The sequence below is a fragment of the Roseateles sp. DB2 genome, assembly GCF_051857535.1.
Lineage (GTDB): Bacteria > Pseudomonadota > Gammaproteobacteria > Burkholderiales > Burkholderiaceae_C > Roseateles_B.
The window spans coordinates 176044-193933 of record NZ_JBPZGY010000006.1 but is presented as its reverse complement, the minus strand read 5'-3'; the positions used below and the strand labels follow the sequence as shown (position 1 = coordinate 193933).

Below are 17890 nucleotides of genomic sequence, written 5' to 3'. Positions count from 1 at the left end.
TCTATGCGAGCGCTGCTCCAGATCGAAGCAGCCTGGATCGGGTACCCCGGGGATTGTCCGTATCGCGCCCGTTGCCACTACAAATATAGTCATCATTACATTTAAGAGCCACCCCGGCCACCAGGAGACTGCCATGCCCACGACCCACCGGCGCTTGCAGCAGCGCCAGCCCCTGCTTCCCCATGCCCTGTGCCTGGCCATCTGGGCTCTGGCCGCCAGTCCGACGCGGGCACAGAACGCGGAGGGCGGCGAAGGGGCGGAGAAGGCGAAGCTGGAGGCCGTGGTGGTCTCCGGCCAGGGCCGGGTGCAGCAGCTGCAGAGCGTGCCCATCCCCATCCAGGTGCTGGGCGCCGAGCAGTTGAAGAAGAGTGGTGCGGCCAAGCTGGGCGATCTCGCCGCCACGGTGCCAGGTCTTGCCATGGACACGACCCAGGCCACCCAGCCCAGCCTCAGCCTGCGCGGCATCGGCACGCTGGACTTCGGCATCGGCACGGATTCGCCGGTGGGGGTGTATGTGGACGGCGTCTATGCCGGCAAGACCGGCGGCGCACTGCTCAACTTCAACGACGTGAAGCGCATCGAGGTGCTCAAGGGGCCGCAGGGCACGCTCTTCGGCCGCAATAGCGCGGGCGGGGCCATCAGCATCGTGAGCAACGAGCCCGAGTTCGAGCGCAAGGGCAGCGCCCTGCTGCGTCTGGGGGAGCGCGGCCAGCGCGACGTGCAACTGCTGGTGAACGAGCCGCTGAACGCCGACCTCGCCCTGCGCGCCACCCTGGTCAGCCAGCGCAGCGACGGCTTCACGCAGGACGCCGGCACGGGCCAGCGCTTCGGCGGCGACCACAGCTGGGGCCTGCGCGCCAGCCTGCTGTGGCAGGGTGAATCGGCCCGCGCGCTGCTGAGCGTGGAGCAGGAGACGCTGAAGCAGAACGCCCGCCCCGCCATCGGTCTGGTGGCGCTGCAGTCCGGCCTGCCGCCCTTCCCTGCCGATCCGGCCAGCTACGCCAATCCGCTCACCACGCCCTGGCGCAATGACGTCGCCGACCAGGGCGAATCGCGCGACTACCAAGGCGCCACCCTGCGCCTGAGCTGGCCCCTGGGCGGCTGGCTGGCGGGCGCGGAACTGCAGTCCCTCACCGCCTGGCGCCACTTCAACAGCCGCAACCGCCAGGACAACGACGGCACGGCCAACCCCGCGCTCTTCCTGGCCACCACCAACCGCGAGGGCAATACGAGCTGGCAGCAGGAGTTCCGCCTCAGCAGCAAGAACGCCCTGCTGGACTGGATGGCCGGCCTGAGCTTCTACCAGGAGACGGCCCGACAGAGCGCAGACGTGGACAGCACCACCACCGCCCTGGACACGCTCTCCGGCAACGTCCTGGGCCTGCCGCTCTTCAGCACCGTCAACGGCCTGATCGACGCCGTGGGCATCCCCGGCCTGGACCTGCGCGGCCAGGCCTGGCACGAGCAGATGGACAATCGGGGCGCCTTCCGGGCCATGGCGGTCTATGGGGACCTGATCTGGACGCTGAGCCCCGCCACCCGGCTCACCACGGGCCTGCGCCTGACGCAGGACCGCAAGACCTTCCGTTGGTCCAACCCCCTGCGCAGCGCGCCCGGGCTGGATGCGCAGCTCTCGGCGCTGGACGGCGCCGGCTTCTTCCCCGGCCTCGTGGCGGCGGGCGCGATCAGCGAGGAACAGGCTGCGCAGCTGCAGGGCGCCATGGCCGGCAACGTGCTGATCGCCACCAGCGGCGCCACCACGACCCCGGTGGAGCGCCGCCAACGCTGGCATGACGCCAGCCCGCGCCTGGTGCTGGATCACCGGCTGAGCCAGCACCTGATGATCTACGGCTCCTGGAGCAAGGGCTACCAGGCCGGCGGCTTCAACAGCCTGCAGGTCAACTCGGTCTACGAGCCCGAGCATGTGCGCAACCTCGAGCTGGGCGCCAAGGGCCAGTGGGCCGCTGCCGGCCTGAGCTACGCGGCCTCGCTATTCCAGTACCGCTTCGACAACCTCCAGACCCTGCAGCTGGTGCCCAATGCCGGCGGCGGCATTCCCGCCTACCAGGTCACCCTCAGCGACCAGCAGGCCCGCGGCGCCGACCTGGACCTGCGCTGGCAGCCCAGCCGCAGCTGGCAGCTCTTCGCCAATGTGCAATGGCTGGACCAGACCTACCGCCACGGCCAAAGCAGCTTGGGCCATGCCCTGGACGGCCAGCCCGCGGGCGCGCCCCGGCTCCAGGCCAGCGTCGGCGGCGAGCACGGCTGGAGCGCGGCCGGTGGCCTGGCCAGCCTGCGCCTTCAATGGAGCCACCAGAGCGCCACGCGCTGCAGCGAGGAGTCCTACGTCCAGGGCCTGTGCCTGCAGGGCCAGGGCTGGCGCGTGGGCGGCAGCCGGCAGCGCCTGGACGGCCGCCTGGCCTGGGAGTCCGCCGACGGCCGCTGGGGCCTGGCCCTGGTCGGCCGCAATCTGCTGGACCGGCGCGAGATCCAGCGCGTCTGGTATGAGGCCGCGCCCCTGGGCGCCGCCTACGCCACCCTGAGCAAGCCGCGCAGCCTGGCTCTGGAAGCGCGAGTGAGCTATTGATGGGCAAGACCTGGCCCCAAGCCCTGGCGTTGCTGGCGGCAGCACTGCTGGCCGGATGTGGGCAGGCGCCCCAGGCGCCCGGCCCGGCCGATGTCGAGCGCGCCGAACGTGCCCGCCCCGCCGACGCCCGCCTGGCCCAGCGCTATGAGCAGTCCTGCGTGCTGTGCCATGCGCGCCCCGACAGCGGCGCCCCGCTGAGCCACCATGCGCCCAGCTGGGGCACGCGCCTGGCGCGCGGCCTGCCCGCGCTGGTACAAAGCGTCCAGACAGGCAAGGGCGGCATGCCCGCCGGCGGCCTGTGCGCCGACTGCAGCCCGCAGGACTTCGAATCCCTGACCCGTTTCATGAGTGGCCCGACGCCATGACTTCAAGACGCGATTGCCTCAAGACCGCGGCCGCCCTGAGCGGCGGCCTGGCCCTGCCTGCGCTGGCGCAGACGGAGACGGCTTCTGCGCCGCCCGCCTCGGCCCGCCCCCCAGCCCCCGCGCGGCCGACCGCGCGCACGGCCGTGCCGCCAGCCAGCACGGCCGCCTCCGCCGCGCCCGCAGTTTCGCCCCTGCCGGCCCAGCCGCCGCGCGCCTGGCAGAACTGGTCCGGCCTGCAGCGCTGCGAGGCGGCCTGGCTGCTGCCCACTTCCGAGGAACAGCTGGCCGCCAGCCTGCCCGCACTGAAGGGCCCGCTGCGCTGCGTGGGCGCCGGCCACAGCTTCACCGCCCTGGTGCCCACGCCGGGCACCCTGATCTCCCTGGACCGGCTCAGCGGCATCGTCGAGGTGGACAAGACCGCGATGACGGTGCGCGTGAAGGCCGGCACCCGCCTGGGCACGCTGGCCCGCGAGCTGGACGCGCAAGGCCTGGCCCTGCACAACCAACCCGACATCGACGTGCAGACCCTGGCAGGCGCCCTCTCCACCGGCACCCACGGCACCGGCCTCACCCTGCCCGCCCTGCATGCCGAGGTCCAGGCCCTGCGCCTGCTCACGCCCCAGGGCGAGCTGCGCGAAGCCAGCCGGCTGAAGGACCCCGAGCTCTTTGACGCCGCGCGCGTCTCCCTCGGCGCCCTGGGCGTGATCACCGAGTACACCCTGCGCGTGCGGCCCCGCTACATGCTGCGCCGCAAGGTCTGGCTGGAGCGCACTGAGTCCCTGCTGGAGCGCGCCCCCGCCCTGGCCCGGGAGAGCCGCCATTTCGAGCTCTACGTGCTGCCCTTCACCGGCTACGCGGCCGGCATCACCCACATCGAGGTACCGCAGGGACCGCCCGAGCGCCCCCACAGCGCCGACGAGGACGTGCTGGCCGACCTGCAGAAGCTGCGCGACTGGCTGGGCCGCTGGCCCCAGCTGCGGCGCTGGGCCGCAGCCCGGCTGATAGACCCGGCGCAGACCGAGCATGCACTGGACTGGTCGCACAAGCTGCTGTCCACCGCGCGGCCCACCCGCTTCAACGAGACCGAGTACCACCTGCCGCGCGAGCAAGGCCTGCCGTGCCTGCGTGCCGTGGTCGCTGCGCTTGAGAAGCGCAACGAGGTCTTCTTCCCGCTGGAGTTCCGATGGGTGCGGGCCGACCACGCCTGGCTGAGCCCATTCTTCGAGCGCGACAGCTGCTCGGTGGCCGTGCACGCCAAGGCCGGCGAGGCGCATGACTACCTGCTCGGTGAGATCGGCCCCATCTTCCAACGCCACGGCGGCCGGCCGCACTGGGGCAAGCTGCACGGGCTGGGCGCACGCGAGCTTGCCGCGCTCTATCCGCGCTTCAAGGACTTCCAGCAGTTGCGCGAGCAGCTGGACCCGCGCGGTCGCCTGCTCAACAGCCATCTGCAGCAGATTTTCGGAGGGACTTCCCGTGCCTGACGCCCCCAAGGCCCGCCGCTGGAGCCGCCGCCGCTGGCTGGGCACGACCGGCCTGCTGGCCGTCGGCGGCCCCTGGCTGGCCCGGCCCTCCGACCGGGGCGGCCCGGCCGAGCCATATTTCCAGGCCCTGGGCCGGGCGCTGCAGGCCGTAGGCATGGCACAGGCACGGCTGGTGGTGGACCTGCCACGGCTGCGCGCCAACATTGCCCGCATCGGCAGCCATCAGCAGAAGACAGGCATGGCCCTGCGCGCGGTGCTGAAGTCCCTGCCTTGCCTGCCGCTGATGGATGAAGTGGCCCAGGCCTGGGGCAGCCGCAAGGTCATGGCCTTCAATGCCGCCCAGACGGCCGCGCTGCTGCAGGCCCGGCCGGATGCCCAGGTCCTGCTGGGCAAGCCCTTCCCCGTGGCCGCCGCCGCGCAGCTGCTGGAGCAGCTGCCGCGCGAGCGCATCGCTGCCATCGAATGGCTGGTCGACACCGAGGAGCGGCTGGCCCAGTACCGCCAGTTGGCGCAGGCCAAGGGTCAGGTCTTGCGCGTCAACCTGGAGATCGACGTGGGCCTGCACCGCGGCGGCTTCGAGGACGAGGCCGCGCTGGGCCGGGCGCTGTCGAGCTTCCGGTCCTCCCCCGGCCTGCAGTGGCGCGGCTTCATGGGCTACGACGCCCACGTGGCCGCCCTGCCGGACATCGCCGGCATGCGCAGCACGGCCTGGGAGACAGCCCGCCAGCGCTACGAGCGCGCCTGGGCGCTGGCCCAGCAGCTGCTGGGCCCGCAGAAGAAGCAAGACCTGACCCTCAACACCGCCGGCTCGCCCACCTTCCGTCTGCACGATGGCCAGGGCGTGCCCAACGAGGTCTCGGTGGGCTCCGCCGCCCTGCTGCCCTCGGACTTCGACAAGCCCCTGCTGTCAGACCTGCAGCCGGCCGTCTTCATCGCCACGCCGGTGCTCAAGGCCTGGCCGCGCTTCCGACTGCCCGAAGGCGCGACCTGGCTGAGCCGCGCGGCCCAGGCCTGGGACCGCAACCAGACGCGCGGCTACGCCATCCACGGCGGGCATTGGCTGGCCGACCCCGTGTCGCCACCGGGCCTGCAGGCCAGCGGGCTCTACGGCCCCAGCTCCAACCAGCAGGTGATGGTGGCCAGCAATACCGTGGCCCTGCAGCCGGACGAGCTGGTGTTCTGGCGGCCGCGCCAGAGCGAGGCCTTGCTGCTGCAGTTCGGCGAACTGCTGATCTATGACGGCAAAGACATCAGCAGCGAGTGGCCCACCATGGCGGCCTCTGCATAGCCCCCCCCCCAACGGGGTGTGGCATCAAATCCAATGACTTCGGTCATGAGGCCCGCAGACATGCCTAGAATGCGCGCTCTTTCCGGCCCGACCTGGGCCTACTGCGAAAGAAGTGCGTGAGCCATCCGGCCGCACGTACAAGCATTCAATTCACCGAGGGAATCTCATGAAGAAACTGATGGCTCTGGCCATGGCCGCCGCATTCACCGCGCCCGCCTTCGCTGGCGATTTCTACGCTGGCGGTGATGTCGGCCGTAACCGTTTCAGCCAAAACGGCGTCTCCTTCAACAAGACGGGCCTGGCCGTGTTCGGCGGCTACAAGCTGAACGACACCGTCTCCCTGGAAGCCGGCTACCGCTCGCTGCTCAAGGAAACCGCGAGCCAAGGCAGTGTCTCCGCTTCGGTGGACCTGTACGCCCTGCAGTTCTCCGGCGTGTTCAGCGCTCCCGTGAGCAACGAGTTCAGCGTCTACGGTCGCCTGGGCCTGAACAGCCTGCGCGGTGACGTCAAGATCAAGGAAGGCAACGTCACCTACAGCGACAGCAGCAACGAGACCAAGTTCCTGTGGGGCATCGGCGCCAGCTACGCCTTCACCAAGGATGTGGCCCTGCGCGTGGAATTCCAGAAGCCTGTGAAGGAAGTCCAGGTGCTGTCCGTGGGCGTGAAGTTCGCCTTCTGATTCCCGACGCCTTTGCTGGCCTGAAGGCCGGTGGCATTGCCACCGGCCTTTTTCATTTGACGATCAGCACCGGCACCGAGGAGAGCGTCAGCACCTTCTGCGCCACGCTGCCCAGGATCACGGCGTCCAGCCCGCGGCGGCCATGGGAGCCCATGACGATGAGCTCGGCCCCGCTGGCCTTGGCCTGCTCGACCACGGCCACGGCCGGCCCGTGCTCGCGCAGGATCAGGCTCTCGAAGGGCACGCCTGCGGACGCGGCCAGTTGGCGGGCCTGGGCAATGCCCTCGTTCGCCGACTGCTCCGCGGCTTCCAGGTAATAGGCCAGGGCCTCGCCCCCGCCTTCCGGAAAGGCCACGAAGGGCACCGGGTCGATGACGCTGACGGCCTGCAGCGTGGCACCGTAGCGCCGGGCCATGTCCACGGCCACGCCACAGGCCTTGAGGGCGGTAGCCGAACCGTCGGTGGGGAAGAGGATGCGCTGGAACATGGGGGCTCCTGTCTCTGGATGGCGGTACATGGGCGCCGGTCAGGGCCGGGACCTGTCACCCCGAGCTTAGCCCCGTCGCCGAATCATCCCAAGCCGGACGGCCCGGCAAGCCCGCGTCGGTTGACCCAGCTCAAGCCCGCCCAGGCAGCAGGACCGAGCGCACGCGCTGCACGCACAGCTGCAGCATGCGGGCATCGCTGCTGGCGCGGTGGCGTTCGGGTCGCAGTTCCTCGCGCAGGGTCTGCAGGCTGCGGTCCCAGCCGCCCAGCTCCCGCTCGCTGAGCAGGGTGCGCACATCCTCCAGGCGGAAGGCCGGGTTCAGCTCGGCTTCATCGAAGAGGCGGGCGATCCAGGGGTAGTCGTGGGCCCAGCCGTCGCAGTAGACGGTCTGGCCGGCCAGCCGGCGGTTCAGCTCCGCCGCCACCCAGTCCACTGGCCGGCCATGGCGCTGCAGCAGCTCGCGGCTGATGCCATGCAGGGCTTCGGCGGCGGGGTCCCAGTGCTGCCAGTCCGGCGCGGGGCGGACCAGGGAGCAGAACAGGCCGCCCCCGGCCTCCACGAAACCGATCTCGATGGGATAACTGCCCCGGCCAAAGCCGGAGGCCTCCACATCAAGCATGGTGGGCAGTTGCATGGGGTGTCCAGCAAGGGCAGTCGCTGCAGTGTAGGACGCTTGCCCCGGGGCGTGCAGCCCGTGCAAGCACCGTGTCCAGGGGGCGCTCCGTGCAAGCCAGGAGTTCCGGCGGCGCCAAGCCGGTGTCCAATCGCCTTTTCCCAGCAGCGGCTTTGCGCAAGCCCGGCAAGACCATGCACGACTTTCCCCTGACCGGACTGGTCCTCAGCGGTGGCGGCGCACGTGCGGCCTACCAGGTCGGCGTGCTGCAGACCCTGGTGCGGCTGCGGCGCGAAGCCCAGGGCGAGGGCAGCAGCCGCAGCAATCCCTTCGGCGTGATCGTGGGCACCTCGGCCGGTGCCATCAACGGCACGGCCCTGGCCTGCGGCGCCGACCAGTTCGACGGTGCGGTGGAGCGCCTGGCCCATGTCTGGCGGAACTTTCGCGCCGAGCAGGTCTACCGCAGCGACTCCCTCGGCGTGGCGGGCAGCGGCGCACGCTGGCTGACCATGATGTCCTTCGGCTGGGCCCTGGCGCGGCTGCGGCCGCAGTCCCTGCTGAACAACGACCCGCTGCAGGACCTGCTGCGCGAGCTGGTGCCCATGGACCGGCTGCCCGCCATCCTGGGGCGCCGCCACCTGCATGCCCTGGCCGTCACCGCCTCCAGCTACAGCAGCGGCGAGCACGTGACCTTCTATCAAAGCGCCCGGCCCATCGAGCCCTGGGTGCGCTCGCAGCGCCTGGCCGTGCCCACGCAGCTGAACCACCAGCACCTGCTGGCCAGCGCCGCAATCCCCTTCATCTTCCCGGCCAAGCAGCTGGGCGGCGAGACCGACCGCGCCTGGTTCGGCGACGGCTCCATGCGCCAGAGCGCCCCGCTGTCGCCCGCCATCCACCTCGGGGCCAAGCGCCTGCTGGTGATAGGCGCAGGCCGCATGCACGAGCCCCAGGGCCGCAAGACGCCGGACCAGGGCTACCCCAGCCTGGCCCAGATCGCGGGGCATGCGCTGTCCAGCATCTTCCTGGATGCGCTGGCGGTGGACATCGAGCGCATGCAGCGCATCAACCGCACCCTTTCGCTGATGCCAGCAGAGAGCCGCAAGTACAGCCCCCTGCAGCCCATCGAGGCTCTGGTGATCTCGCCCAGCCAGCGTCTGGACGACCTGGCCGCGCGGCATGTGGAAGACCTGCCCAAGCCCATCCGCCTGCTGCTGCGGGCCGTGGGCGTGCAGCAGGGCCAGGGACAGGGCGCGGCCCTGGCCAGCTACCTGCTCTTCGAGGCGCCCTACACCCAGGCCCTGATGGCCCTGGGCGAGCAGGACACCCTGGCCCAGAAGGAGCGCGTGCTGGCCTTCTTCGGCTGGGACCAGGCCCCGCAGCGCAGGGGCGAGGCGCAGCCGGCGGCGCTGCAGGCGGGCCGGTGACTCAATCCGGCAGCGAGGCGAACAGCGCCTGCGCGCTGCGCCCGACCTGGCGGGTGTCCCACCATGCATAGGCGCCGACCCCGGCGGCGCCCGCCAGCGGCACCCAGCGCGCCACGGCGCTGCCCAGGCTGCGCTCGCCCAGCTTGACGCCGATGGCCTGCAGCACGCGCTGCAGCACCGCCTGGCCCGCACGCTCGCCCGCCCGCACGGCGAGGTCGCGCACGGCCTGGGCGGCGGTATGGCGGAAGAGGCAGTAGAGCATCTGGTCCCGCCCCAGCTCGGCGCTGTGGCCGTGCAGCGCGGCCACATCAGCCACCAGCTGCGCCTGGATGCGCCAGACGGCCAGCAGCTCGGGCAGCACCGTCAGCCAGCCCAGCGGCCCCGGCGGCAGGGCCAGGCCGGCCGCGGTGGCGGCGGCCTTGCGCGCGGCGGCCTCGGTCAGGGCGCGGGCCCGGGCCTCGCGCTCGGCGAGCGGGCGTGGCGATTCGCCGGACGCAGGCTTGTGCGCCACCAGGTCCAGCAAGGCGGCGGACCAGGGACGGTCGGCATCTGGCAGGGCAGGCAGGGTGTTCATGGGCCCATTGTGGCGTCCGCTGCCGGGGCGTGGCGCCTGTCATGGCCTGTCAGGGCCTGTCATGGCTTTAGGCGGGAGACTCTATCTACGCGTGCACCCTCTTGGTGAGCCCCGCCTCTTGCGACTAGGCTGCGCCCAGCTTAGAAACATCCGGCCCAGGCCGGTGCGCCAGACCGGTGCGCCGCGGGCCCTCGCTGATCGCCATGCAACGTCGAACCCTCATGAAGCTGGGCCTGGGCAGCGGCCTCCTGCTGGCCCTGGCCGGCCTGGGCCTGCGCGGCGTCGAGCCGGGCCTGCAGGCCTCGGCCGACGGCCCGCTGCGGCAGAGCCCCCGCAGCCGCGCGCTGATGGGCGCCGTCGCCCTGGCCGTGCTGGACGGCGCCTGGCCTGCCGAGGCCGCCGAGCGCCGCCGCGCCCTGCAGGCCCACCTGGACCTGGTCGACGGCGCCATCGCCGGCTTCCCGCCCGCCATGCAGGCCGAGCTGGGCCAGCTGCTGACCGTGCTCAGCAGCGCCGCCGGCCGCCGCGGCCTGGCCGGTCTGGCCAGCGATTGGCCCGAGGCGGAGATCCCCGCCGTGCAGGCCGCGCTGCAGTCCATGCGCAACTCGCGCATCAGCCTGCGCGAACAGGCCTACCAGGCCCTGCGCGACCTGCACTGCGCCGTCTTTTTCAGTGCCCCCGCGCACTGGTCCCTGATGGGCTATCCCGGCCCGCACTCCTTCGAATGAGGCCGCGCGCATGAGCATGTTCCAAGACCCCATCCGCGAGGGCCTGGCCCAGGGCTGGCGTGTGCTGGGCGGCGGCCACGCGCCGCTGCCTGCCGAGCTGGACTGCGACGTCGCCATCGTGGGCAGCGGCGCGGGCGCGGGCATCAGCGCCGAGCTGCTGGTCAAGGCCGGGCTGAAGGTGCTGATCATCGAGGCCGGCCCCCTGCGTTCCAGCAGCGACTTCAAGCAGCGCGAGGCCGAGGCCTACACCAGCCTCTACCAGGAGGCCGCCGCGCGCAAGACCGCCGACAAGGCCTTCAACATCCTGCAGGGCCGCTGCGTGGGCGGCTCCACCACGGTCAACTGGACCAGCAGCTTCCGCACGCCGCCCGACACCCTGGCCTTCTGGGGCCGCGAGTTCGGCCTGACGGAGCTCAACGAGGCCGCCATGGCGCCCTGGTTCGCCCAGGCCGAGGCGCGGCTGAACGTGCACGACTGGGAAGGCACGCCCAACGCCAACAACAGCGCCCTGGAGCGCGGCCTGCAGGTGCTGAAGCTGGAGACCAAGCGCATCCCGCGCAATGTGAAGGGCTGCTGGAACCTGGGCTCCTGCGGCCTGGGCTGCCCCACCAATGCCAAGCAGTCCATGCTGCTGACCACCATCCCCGCCGCCCTGGCCGGTGGGGCCACGCTGCTGGTGCAGACGCGCGCCGAGCGCCTGGAATGGTCCGGTGACACCGTGCAGGCCCTCGTCTGCCGCCCCGTGACCCTCAACGACGCCCCCGCCGGCCCCGAGCTGCGCGTGCGGGCCCGCCACTACCTGGTGGCCGGCGGCGCGATCAACTCGCCCGCCCTGCTGCTGCGCTCCCACGCGCCCGACCCCCACCAGCGCCTGGGCCGCCGCACCTTCCTGCACCCGGTGGTGATCTCGGCGGCGATGTTCGACGAGCGCATCGAGGGCTGGGCCGGCGCACCGCAAAGCGTCTACACCGACCATTTCCTGCACACCGACCCCATCGACGGCCCCCTGGGCTTCAAGCTGGAGGTGCCGCCCCTGCACCCGGCCCTGATGGCCTCGACCCTGGTCGGCCTGGGCGAGGGCTATGTGCAGACCCTGAAGCAGTTCCCCCACGCCCAGGCGGTGCTGGCCCTGCTGCGCGACGGCTTCCACCCCGAGTCGCCCGGCGGCCGGGTGCAGCTGCGCGGCGACGGCAGCCCGGTGCTGGACTACCCGCTCACCGAGGCCGTGCTGGACGGCGCCCGCCGCGCCCTGCTGGCCATGGCCGAGCTGCAGTTCGCGGCCGGCGCCCGCACGGTGATGCCCCTGCACGAGCAGGGCCGCTTCGTGAAGAGCTGGGCCGAGGCGAAGGCCCAGATCCAGGCCCTGCCCCTGGGCGCGCAGCAGCTGCGCCTGGTCAGCGCCCATGTCATGGGCGGCTGCGGCATGGCGGCGGACGCCTCGCGCGGCGTGGTGCGGCCCGATGGCCGGCACTGGCAGCTGCGCAATCTCTCGGTGCACGACGGCTCCCTCTTCCCGACCAGCATCGGCGCCAACCCCCAGCTCTCCATCTACGGCCAGGCCACGCGGCTCACGGTCGGGCTGGCGCGCGAGCTGGGTGGCCGGGACCTCAGCGCGGCCTGACGCCAAATCACAAGCCCCGCGTCGCCAAAGACCAAGCCAGGCGGCGCGCCGCTCCCTAAGCTTCGCTCTCATCAGATCATGAGGGGAAGACGCGATGCGACGCTGGAACGGTTGGGGCGACGAATCCATCCACGCGACCATTGACGAGGGCGCCCGGGGCTTTCTGGAGGAGGCCCTGGGGTCGGGCGCGCCGCCGCAGGACGCGAGTTTCGCGGCGGCGCTGGCACGGCTGCCGGCCTCGCGGCTGAGCGCCGCGCAGCTGCACGGCGCCCCCGTGCCCCTGAACACCGACGCCGAGGACCGCCTGCGCGCCAGTTTCGGCCAGAGCCTGGGCGACTGGCTGCGCCTGCGCTTCGGGCAGATCGGCCCGGTCTGCGATGCCGTGGCCTATCCAGACACCGTGGAGCAGGTCCGCCCGCTGCTGGACTGGGCAGGCCAGCAAGGCCTGATCGTGATCCCCGTGGGCGGGGCCACCAGCGTGGTCGGCCACCTCTCGCCGCCAGCGGGCGATAGTCCGGTGCTGATGCTGTCCATGCAGCGCCTGCGCCGCCTGCTGAGCCTGGATGCCGCCTCGCAGCTGGCGCGCTTCGAGGCCGGCGTGCTGGGCCCGGACCTGGAGGCGCAGCTGCGCGCCGAGGGCTGGATGCTGGGCCACTATCCGCAGAGCTTCGAATACGCCTCCCTGGGCGGCTGGATCGCCACGCGCTCCTCGGGCCAGCAGTCTGCGCGTTATGGGCGCATCGAGGCGCTTTTTGCGGGCGGCCGCGTGGAGCTACCTGCGTCCACCCTGGACATCCCCACCCTGCCTGCCTCGGCGGCCGGACCTGATCTGCGCGAATGGGTGCTGGGCTCGGAAGGCCGCCTGGGCGTGATCACCGAGGCCAGCGTGCGCATCAGCCGCGTGCCCGAGCGCGAGGACTTCGTCGCCTGGTTCCTGCCCAGCTGGGAGCGCGGGCAGGCCGCCGTGCAGGCCCTGGCGCAGGCTCGCCTGGGCCTGTCGATGATGCGTCTGGCCAATGCCACCGAGACCCTCACCACGCTGAAGCTGGCCGGCCACGCTGGCGCCATCGCCTGGCTGGAGCGCTACCTCGCTCTGCGCGGCTGCGGCGAGGGCAAGGTCCTGCTGATGCTGGGCTTCACCGGCGGCGCCGCCCAGGTGCGCGCCATGCAGGCGCTGGCCAGGCCGCTGCTGCGCGCGCAGGGCGGGGTCTCCACCGGCACGCTGCTGGGGCGCAAGTGGGCGGCCAAGCGCTTCCGAGGCGTCTACCTGCGCAATGCGCTGTGGGAGGCCGGCTATGCGGTGGACACCATGGAGACCGCCTGCGACTGGCCGCGCGTCACGCCCATGATGCAGGCCATGGAGCACGCCGGCCGCAGCGCGCTGGCCGGCCATGGCGAACGCTGCCATGCCTACACGCATCTCTCGCACGTCTACCCGCAGGGCTCCAGCGTCTACAGCACCTTCGTATTCCGCATCGGACCGGACTTCGACAGCGCCTGGGCGCGCTGGCAGTCGCTCAAGGGCGCGGTCAGTGAGGCCATCGTGCGCGAGGGCGGCACCATCAGCCACCAGCACGGCGTGGGCAAGGACCATGCGCCCTACCTCGGCGCCGAGAAGGGCGCGACGGGGCTGCGCCTGATCGACGGCCTGATCCGCGAGGCAGACCCCCACGGCCTGCTGGATTCCGGCAATCTGCGGCCCGCGACGGCCCGCCGCCAGCCATGAAGCGCGCCGAGTCCTGGGCCGCGCTGCGGCGGCACGAGACCGAGCCCCTGGACCTGCTGGTCATCGGTGGCGGCATCGCCGGGGCGGGCGTGGCCCTGGAGGCCGCGCGCTGCGGAGCCCGTGTGGCCCTGGTCGAGGCGCGGGACTTCGCGGGCGGCACCTCGTCCAAGTCTTCCAAGCTGGTCCATGGCGGCCTGCGCTACCTGGCCCAGGGGCAGATCGGCCTGACCCGCGAGTCCGTGCGCGAACGCAAGGCCCTGCTGCGCGACATGCCCGGCCTGGTGACGCCGCTTCGCTTCCTGCTGCCCGTGCACCACGGGGACCGCAAGGGCCGGCGCATCCTGGGCCTGGGGCTGGCGATGTACGACTTCTTCGCCGGCCGCCGCACCCGCGCGTGGCATGCACCCGCGGCGGTGCTGGCGCAGGCGCCACACCTGGAGGACCGCGGCCTTGCCGGTGGCTGGTCCTACCTGGACGCGCAGACCGATGACGCCCGCCTCGTCCTGCGCGTGCTGGCCGAGGCCCGCCTGCACGGCGCCCTGACGCTCAACCACGTGGCCGCCGAGAGCCTCATCGAGGCAGAGGGCCGCGTGCAGGGCGCCTGCCTGCGCGATGCGGCCAGCGGCGAGACCCTGGACGTGCAAGCGCGCGTGGTCGTCAACGCGACCGGCGCCTGGGCGGACAGCCTGCGCCAAGGGCTGGGCGAGCAGCCCAAGCTGCGCCCTCTGCGCGGCAGCCACCTCCTCTTCGAGGCCTGGCGCCTGCCCGTGGCCCAGGCCCTGGCCTTCTTCCATCCCAAGGACGGCCGGCCCGTCTTCGCCCTGCCCTGGGAGGGTCGCACCCTGCTGGGCACCACGGACCTGGACCACCGCGACCCGCTGGACCGCGAGCCCGGCATCAGCGCCGCGGAGTTCGACTACCTCATGCAGGCCGCCCGCGCCGCCTTCCCCAGCCTGGACCTGGGCCTGGAGGACGTGGTGTCCACCTTCTCCGGCGTGCGCCCGGTGCTGGACTCGGGTGACCAGCGCGAGCCCTCCAAGGAGGCGCGCGAGCACCTGATCCTCTGCGAGCGCGGCCTGCTGACCGTCAGCGGCGGCAAGCTCACCACCTTCCGTTCCAGCGCCATCCAGGCCCTGCGCCGCGTGCAGGCCGAGGTGCCTGCCCTGCAGCGCCTGCGACCCGATGCGCCTCTGCTGCGCGCCCCCGGCATCGCCAGCCTGCAGGCTGCACGCGCCCTGCCCGAGGCGCTGCGCCAGCGCCTGCTGGCCCGCTACGGCGACGCCACCGCCACCCTGCTGGCCGAGGCCCGGCCGGGCGAGCTGCAGGAGCTCCCGCATGCCCAGTGCTGCATGGCCGAGCTGCGCTACGCTTGCCGCCATGAAGCGGTGCTGCACCTGGACGACCTGCTGCTGCGCCGCAGCCGCACGGGTCTGCTGCTGCGCGACGGCGGCACGACCCTGCTGCACACACTGCGCCCTCTGGTGCAGGACACGCTGGGCTGGAGCGACGAGCGCTGGGACGACGAATGCCACCGCTACCGCGAACAGGTGCTGCGCTGCTACGGCACTCCCACAGAATGGCGCCCATGACTGCTGAGACTTCCTCCCCCGCCCGCCCGGACGAACTCATCCTCAGCCTGGACTGCGGCACGCAGAGCGTGCGCGCCCTGCTCTTCGACCTGCAGGGCCGCCTGCTGGCCAAGTGCCAGCAATCGCTGGACGACTACGTGAGCCTGCATGAGGGCTGGCTGGAGCACGACGCCGAGGCCTTCTGGCAGGCAGCGGCCGGCGTCTGCCGCGGCTTGTGGCAGACGCACCCGCATCTCAAGGCCGCGGTCAAGGGCCTGGTGGTCACCACGCAGCGCGGCAGCCTGGTGCCGGTGGATGCCGGGGGTCAGGCCTTGCGCCGCTTCATCATCTGGCTGGACCAGCGCCGCGCCAGCCGCGCCCGGCCCGTGGCCCCGTGGTGGCGCCTGGCCTTCAAGGCCGCGCGGGTGGACAGCACCATCGACTATTTCAGCCGCGAGGCCGAGATCAACTGGATCGCCGAGCACGAGCCCGATGTCGCGCGCCGCACGCACAAGCTGCTGCTGCTCTCGGGCTGGTTCAACTACAAGCTCACCGGCCGCTTCGCCGATTCCGTGGCCTGCCAGGTGGGCTACCTGCCCTTCGACTTCAAGCGCCAGGCCTGGGCGCCGGGCTGGGACTGGAAATGGCAGGCCCTGGCCACCACCCCGGAGCAGATGCCCGAGCTGCTGCCCGTGGGCAGCACCATCGGCGGCCTGACCCGCGAGGCCGCCGCGGCCTGCGGCCTGCCCGAGGGCCTGCCGGTGATCGCCGGGGCCGCAGACAAAGCCTGCGAGATCGTCGGCGCCGGGGCCATCACGCCGGACATCGGCGCGCTGAGCTACGGCACCACGGCCACCATCGACATCACCACGCCACGTTACGTCGAGGCCCTGCCCTTCATCCCGCCCTACCCGGCCCTGCTGCCCGGCCAGTACAACACCGAGGTGCAGATCTTCCGCGGCTACTGGATGGTCAGCTGGTTCAAGGAACAGTTCGGCCACCCCGAGTGCGTGGCGGCCGGCGAGCAGGGCGTGGTGCCCGAGGTGCTCTTCGACCAGCTGGTGCGTGCCGTGCCCCCCGGCAGCGAGGGCCTGATGCTGCAGCCCTACTGGACGCCGGGCATCCGCCATCCGGGGCCGGATGCGCGGGGGGCGGTGATCGGTTTCTCCGATGTGCACACCCGCGCCCACCTCTACCGCGCCATCCTCGAAGGCCTGGCCTATGCCCTGCGCGAGGGCGCCGAGCGTATCCAGCGCCGCGGCAAGACAGCCATCACCAGCCTGCGGGTCTCGGGCGGGGGTTCGCAGTCCGACGCCGCCCTGCAGCTGACGGCCGACATCTTCAACCTGCCCACCTCGCGCCCGCACACCTACGAGACCTCGGGCCTGGGGGCCGCCATCGCGGGCGCCGTGGGCCTGGGCCTGTACCGGGACCATGCCAGCGCCGTCGCCGCCATGACCCGCCTGGGCCAGACCTTCGAGCCGGTGCCCGCCCACGCCGAGCGCTACGAGGCGCTCTACCAGCGCGTCTACAAGCGCATGTACGAGCCGCTGCGGCCGCTGTACGCGGAGCTGCAGGACATCCTCCACCCGCGCTGACGCCACCGGGAAGCCGGACCAGGCCGAGGGCTGCTGCGCTTGCGGCACACTTCGGCCCATGCTCGAACGCCCGTCCGTCACCCCGGAGCCCCACCCGCTGCAACGCCTGCCCGGCGCCGCCCATGCGCGCGTGGTGGGCGCCTATGCGCGCACGGCGGTGGAGACGGCGCAGTCCCTAGGTCTGGACCTCGCCGCCCTGGCCAGGGCCTGCAACTGGCCCGCCCTGGCCGCCCAGCCCCTGCAGCTGCCCGAGGCCCTGCCGGTGGACCGCTACATCGCCTTCCTGCACGAGGCCGCGCGCCAGCTGGGCCACCGCCGCTTCGGGCTGGAAGTGGGCCGGCGCATGCAGCTCTCCACCTTCGCCAGCTACGGCCTGGTGCTGTGCGCCTGCCCGGACGTGCGCTCAGCCCTGGTCCAGACCCAGCGCTTCGAGGGCCTGGCCCATGACCTGGGCCGCAGCGAGCTGAGCGTGGAGGGCGACACCGCCGTCTACCGCTGGCACAGCCCCTGGCTGGACCGCCCCGGCGCGGACCAGCTGCAGGAGAGCGTGATGATGGGCATCTACAGCTTCGGCCACTGGCTGGTGGGCCGGCAGCTGCCGCTGAGCCATCTGCGATTCGCCCATGTGCCGGCCGAGGCCGAGACGGCCGCGTGGTACAGCCAGCTGCTGGGCGTGCCCGTGGAGTTCGGTGCGGCCGTCACCGAGGCGCGTTTTCCCGCCAGCCTGCTGGACCTGCCCCTGGCCAATGCCGATGCCAGCATGTTCCCGGCCCTGTCCGAGGCGGCCGAGGCCCGGCTCTCGGCGCGCCTGCGCGAGACCCAGGAGCCCGCCCTGGTCCAGGCCCTGCGCCAGGACATCGCCGCCCAGCTGATGCAGGGGCGCGCGACCCTGGCCCTGCTGGCCGAGAGCCGCCAGCTGTCGGCTCGCAGCCTGCAGCGGCGCCTGGCGGAATCGGGCCACAGCTTCAGCCAGCTGTTGGACGAGGTGCGGCAGGAGCTGGCCCGGCGCTACCTGCGCCAGCCCGAGCTTTCGCTGACCGATGTGGCCTTTCTGCTGGGCTTCAGCGAGCAGAGCAGCTTCAATCACGCCTTCAAGCTGTGGTTCGGCGCCTCGCCCGCGGCCTGGCGGGCGCAGCAGCGCTGATCCA

General features: G+C 72.0%; 15 protein-coding genes. 12 read left to right on the top strand and 3 right to left on the bottom strand.

Annotated features, from left to right (window positions below):
- Positions 1–133 precede the first annotated feature (133 nt).
- The 5 genes from ACS5PK_RS12240 to ACS5PK_RS12220 all read left to right on the top strand — a co-directional run bounded on the left by ACS5PK_RS12240 (position 134) and on the right by ACS5PK_RS12220 (position 6403).
- On the top strand, positions 134–2587 hold the full coding sequence (locus ACS5PK_RS12240) for a TonB-dependent receptor (protein ID WP_439440522.1): 2454 nt from the start codon (positions 134–136) through the stop codon (positions 2585–2587).
- Positions 2587–2952 (top strand): c-type cytochrome, encoded by a 366-nt coding sequence (locus ACS5PK_RS12235; RefSeq protein WP_439440521.1) that lies wholly within the window; start codon positions 2587–2589, stop codon positions 2950–2952. The genes ACS5PK_RS12240 and ACS5PK_RS12235 overlap by 1 nt, the downstream gene beginning before the upstream one ends.
- Positions 2949–4436, top strand: a complete 1488-nt coding sequence (locus ACS5PK_RS12230; RefSeq protein WP_439440520.1) for a D-arabinono-1,4-lactone oxidase — start codon at positions 2949–2951, stop codon at positions 4434–4436. The genes ACS5PK_RS12235 and ACS5PK_RS12230 overlap by 4 nt, the downstream gene beginning before the upstream one ends.
- On the top strand, positions 4429–5724 hold the full coding sequence (locus ACS5PK_RS12225) for an alanine racemase (protein WP_439440519.1): 1296 nt from the start codon (positions 4429–4431) through the stop codon (positions 5722–5724). Before ACS5PK_RS12230 ends, ACS5PK_RS12225 begins: the two co-directional genes overlap by 8 nt.
- Positions 5725–5890: 166 nt before the next feature.
- The gene (locus ACS5PK_RS12220) at positions 5891–6403 is read left to right on the top strand and encodes an outer membrane beta-barrel protein (RefSeq protein ID WP_439440518.1); all 513 of its coding nucleotides are present in this window, start codon (positions 5891–5893) and stop codon (positions 6401–6403) included.
- Positions 6404–6455: 52 nt separating this feature from the next.
- Here the strand turns inward: ACS5PK_RS12220 and ACS5PK_RS12215 are convergent, their stop codons facing one another.
- Complete coding sequence (locus tag ACS5PK_RS12215; protein WP_439440517.1) at positions 6456–6890, bottom strand: universal stress protein; 435 nt, start codon at positions 6888–6890, stop codon at positions 6456–6458.
- A 130-nt stretch (positions 6891–7020) separates the two neighbouring features.
- The gene (locus tag ACS5PK_RS12210; protein WP_439440516.1) at positions 7021–7524 is read right to left on the bottom strand and encodes a 3'-5' exonuclease; all 504 of its coding nucleotides are present in this window, start codon (positions 7522–7524) and stop codon (positions 7021–7023) included.
- A 173-nt stretch (positions 7525–7697) separates the two neighbouring features.
- Between ACS5PK_RS12210 and ACS5PK_RS12205 the strand changes: the two genes are divergently transcribed.
- Entirely contained in the window at positions 7698–8927 is a 1230-nt protein-coding gene (locus ACS5PK_RS12205) for a patatin-like phospholipase family protein (RefSeq protein WP_439440577.1), read from the top strand.
- 1 nt (position 8928) lies between these two features.
- On the opposite strand, the gene ACS5PK_RS12200 is transcribed toward ACS5PK_RS12205, so the two are convergent.
- Positions 8929–9501, bottom strand: a complete 573-nt coding sequence (locus ACS5PK_RS12200; protein ID WP_439440515.1) for a hypothetical protein — start codon at positions 9499–9501, stop codon at positions 8929–8931.
- A gap of 203 nt (positions 9502–9704) precedes the next feature.
- On the opposite strand from ACS5PK_RS12200, the gene ACS5PK_RS12195 reads away from it, so the two are divergent.
- The 6 genes from ACS5PK_RS12195 (at position 9705) to ACS5PK_RS12170 (ending at position 17886) form a co-directional block, all read left to right on the top strand.
- Positions 9705–10229 carry a hypothetical protein gene (locus ACS5PK_RS12195; protein WP_439440514.1) on the top strand — a complete coding sequence of 175 codons (525 nt, stop codon included), beginning with the start codon at positions 9705–9707 and terminating at the stop codon, positions 10227–10229.
- Positions 10230–10239: 10 nt separating this feature from the next.
- Positions 10240–11850, top strand: a complete 1611-nt coding sequence (locus ACS5PK_RS12190; protein WP_439440513.1) for a GMC family oxidoreductase N-terminal domain-containing protein — start codon at positions 10240–10242, stop codon at positions 11848–11850.
- Positions 11851–11944: 94 nt separating this feature from the next.
- Entirely contained in the window at positions 11945–13576 is a 1632-nt protein-coding gene (locus tag ACS5PK_RS12185) for an FAD-binding oxidoreductase (protein ID WP_439440512.1), read from the top strand.
- On the top strand, positions 13573–15165 hold the full coding sequence (locus ACS5PK_RS12180; RefSeq protein ID WP_439440511.1) for a glycerol-3-phosphate dehydrogenase/oxidase: 1593 nt from the start codon (positions 13573–13575) through the stop codon (positions 15163–15165). The genes ACS5PK_RS12185 and ACS5PK_RS12180 overlap by 4 nt, the downstream gene beginning before the upstream one ends.
- Positions 15162–16742, top strand: a complete 1581-nt coding sequence (locus tag ACS5PK_RS12175; RefSeq protein ID WP_439440510.1) for an FGGY-family carbohydrate kinase — start codon at positions 15162–15164, stop codon at positions 16740–16742. Before ACS5PK_RS12180 ends, ACS5PK_RS12175 begins: the two co-directional genes overlap by 4 nt.
- Positions 16743–16800: 58 nt before the next feature.
- Positions 16801–17886 (top strand): AraC family transcriptional regulator ligand-binding domain-containing protein, encoded by a 1086-nt coding sequence (locus ACS5PK_RS12170; protein WP_439440509.1) that lies wholly within the window; start codon positions 16801–16803, stop codon positions 17884–17886.
- The last annotated feature ends 4 nt before the right edge of the window (positions 17887–17890 follow it).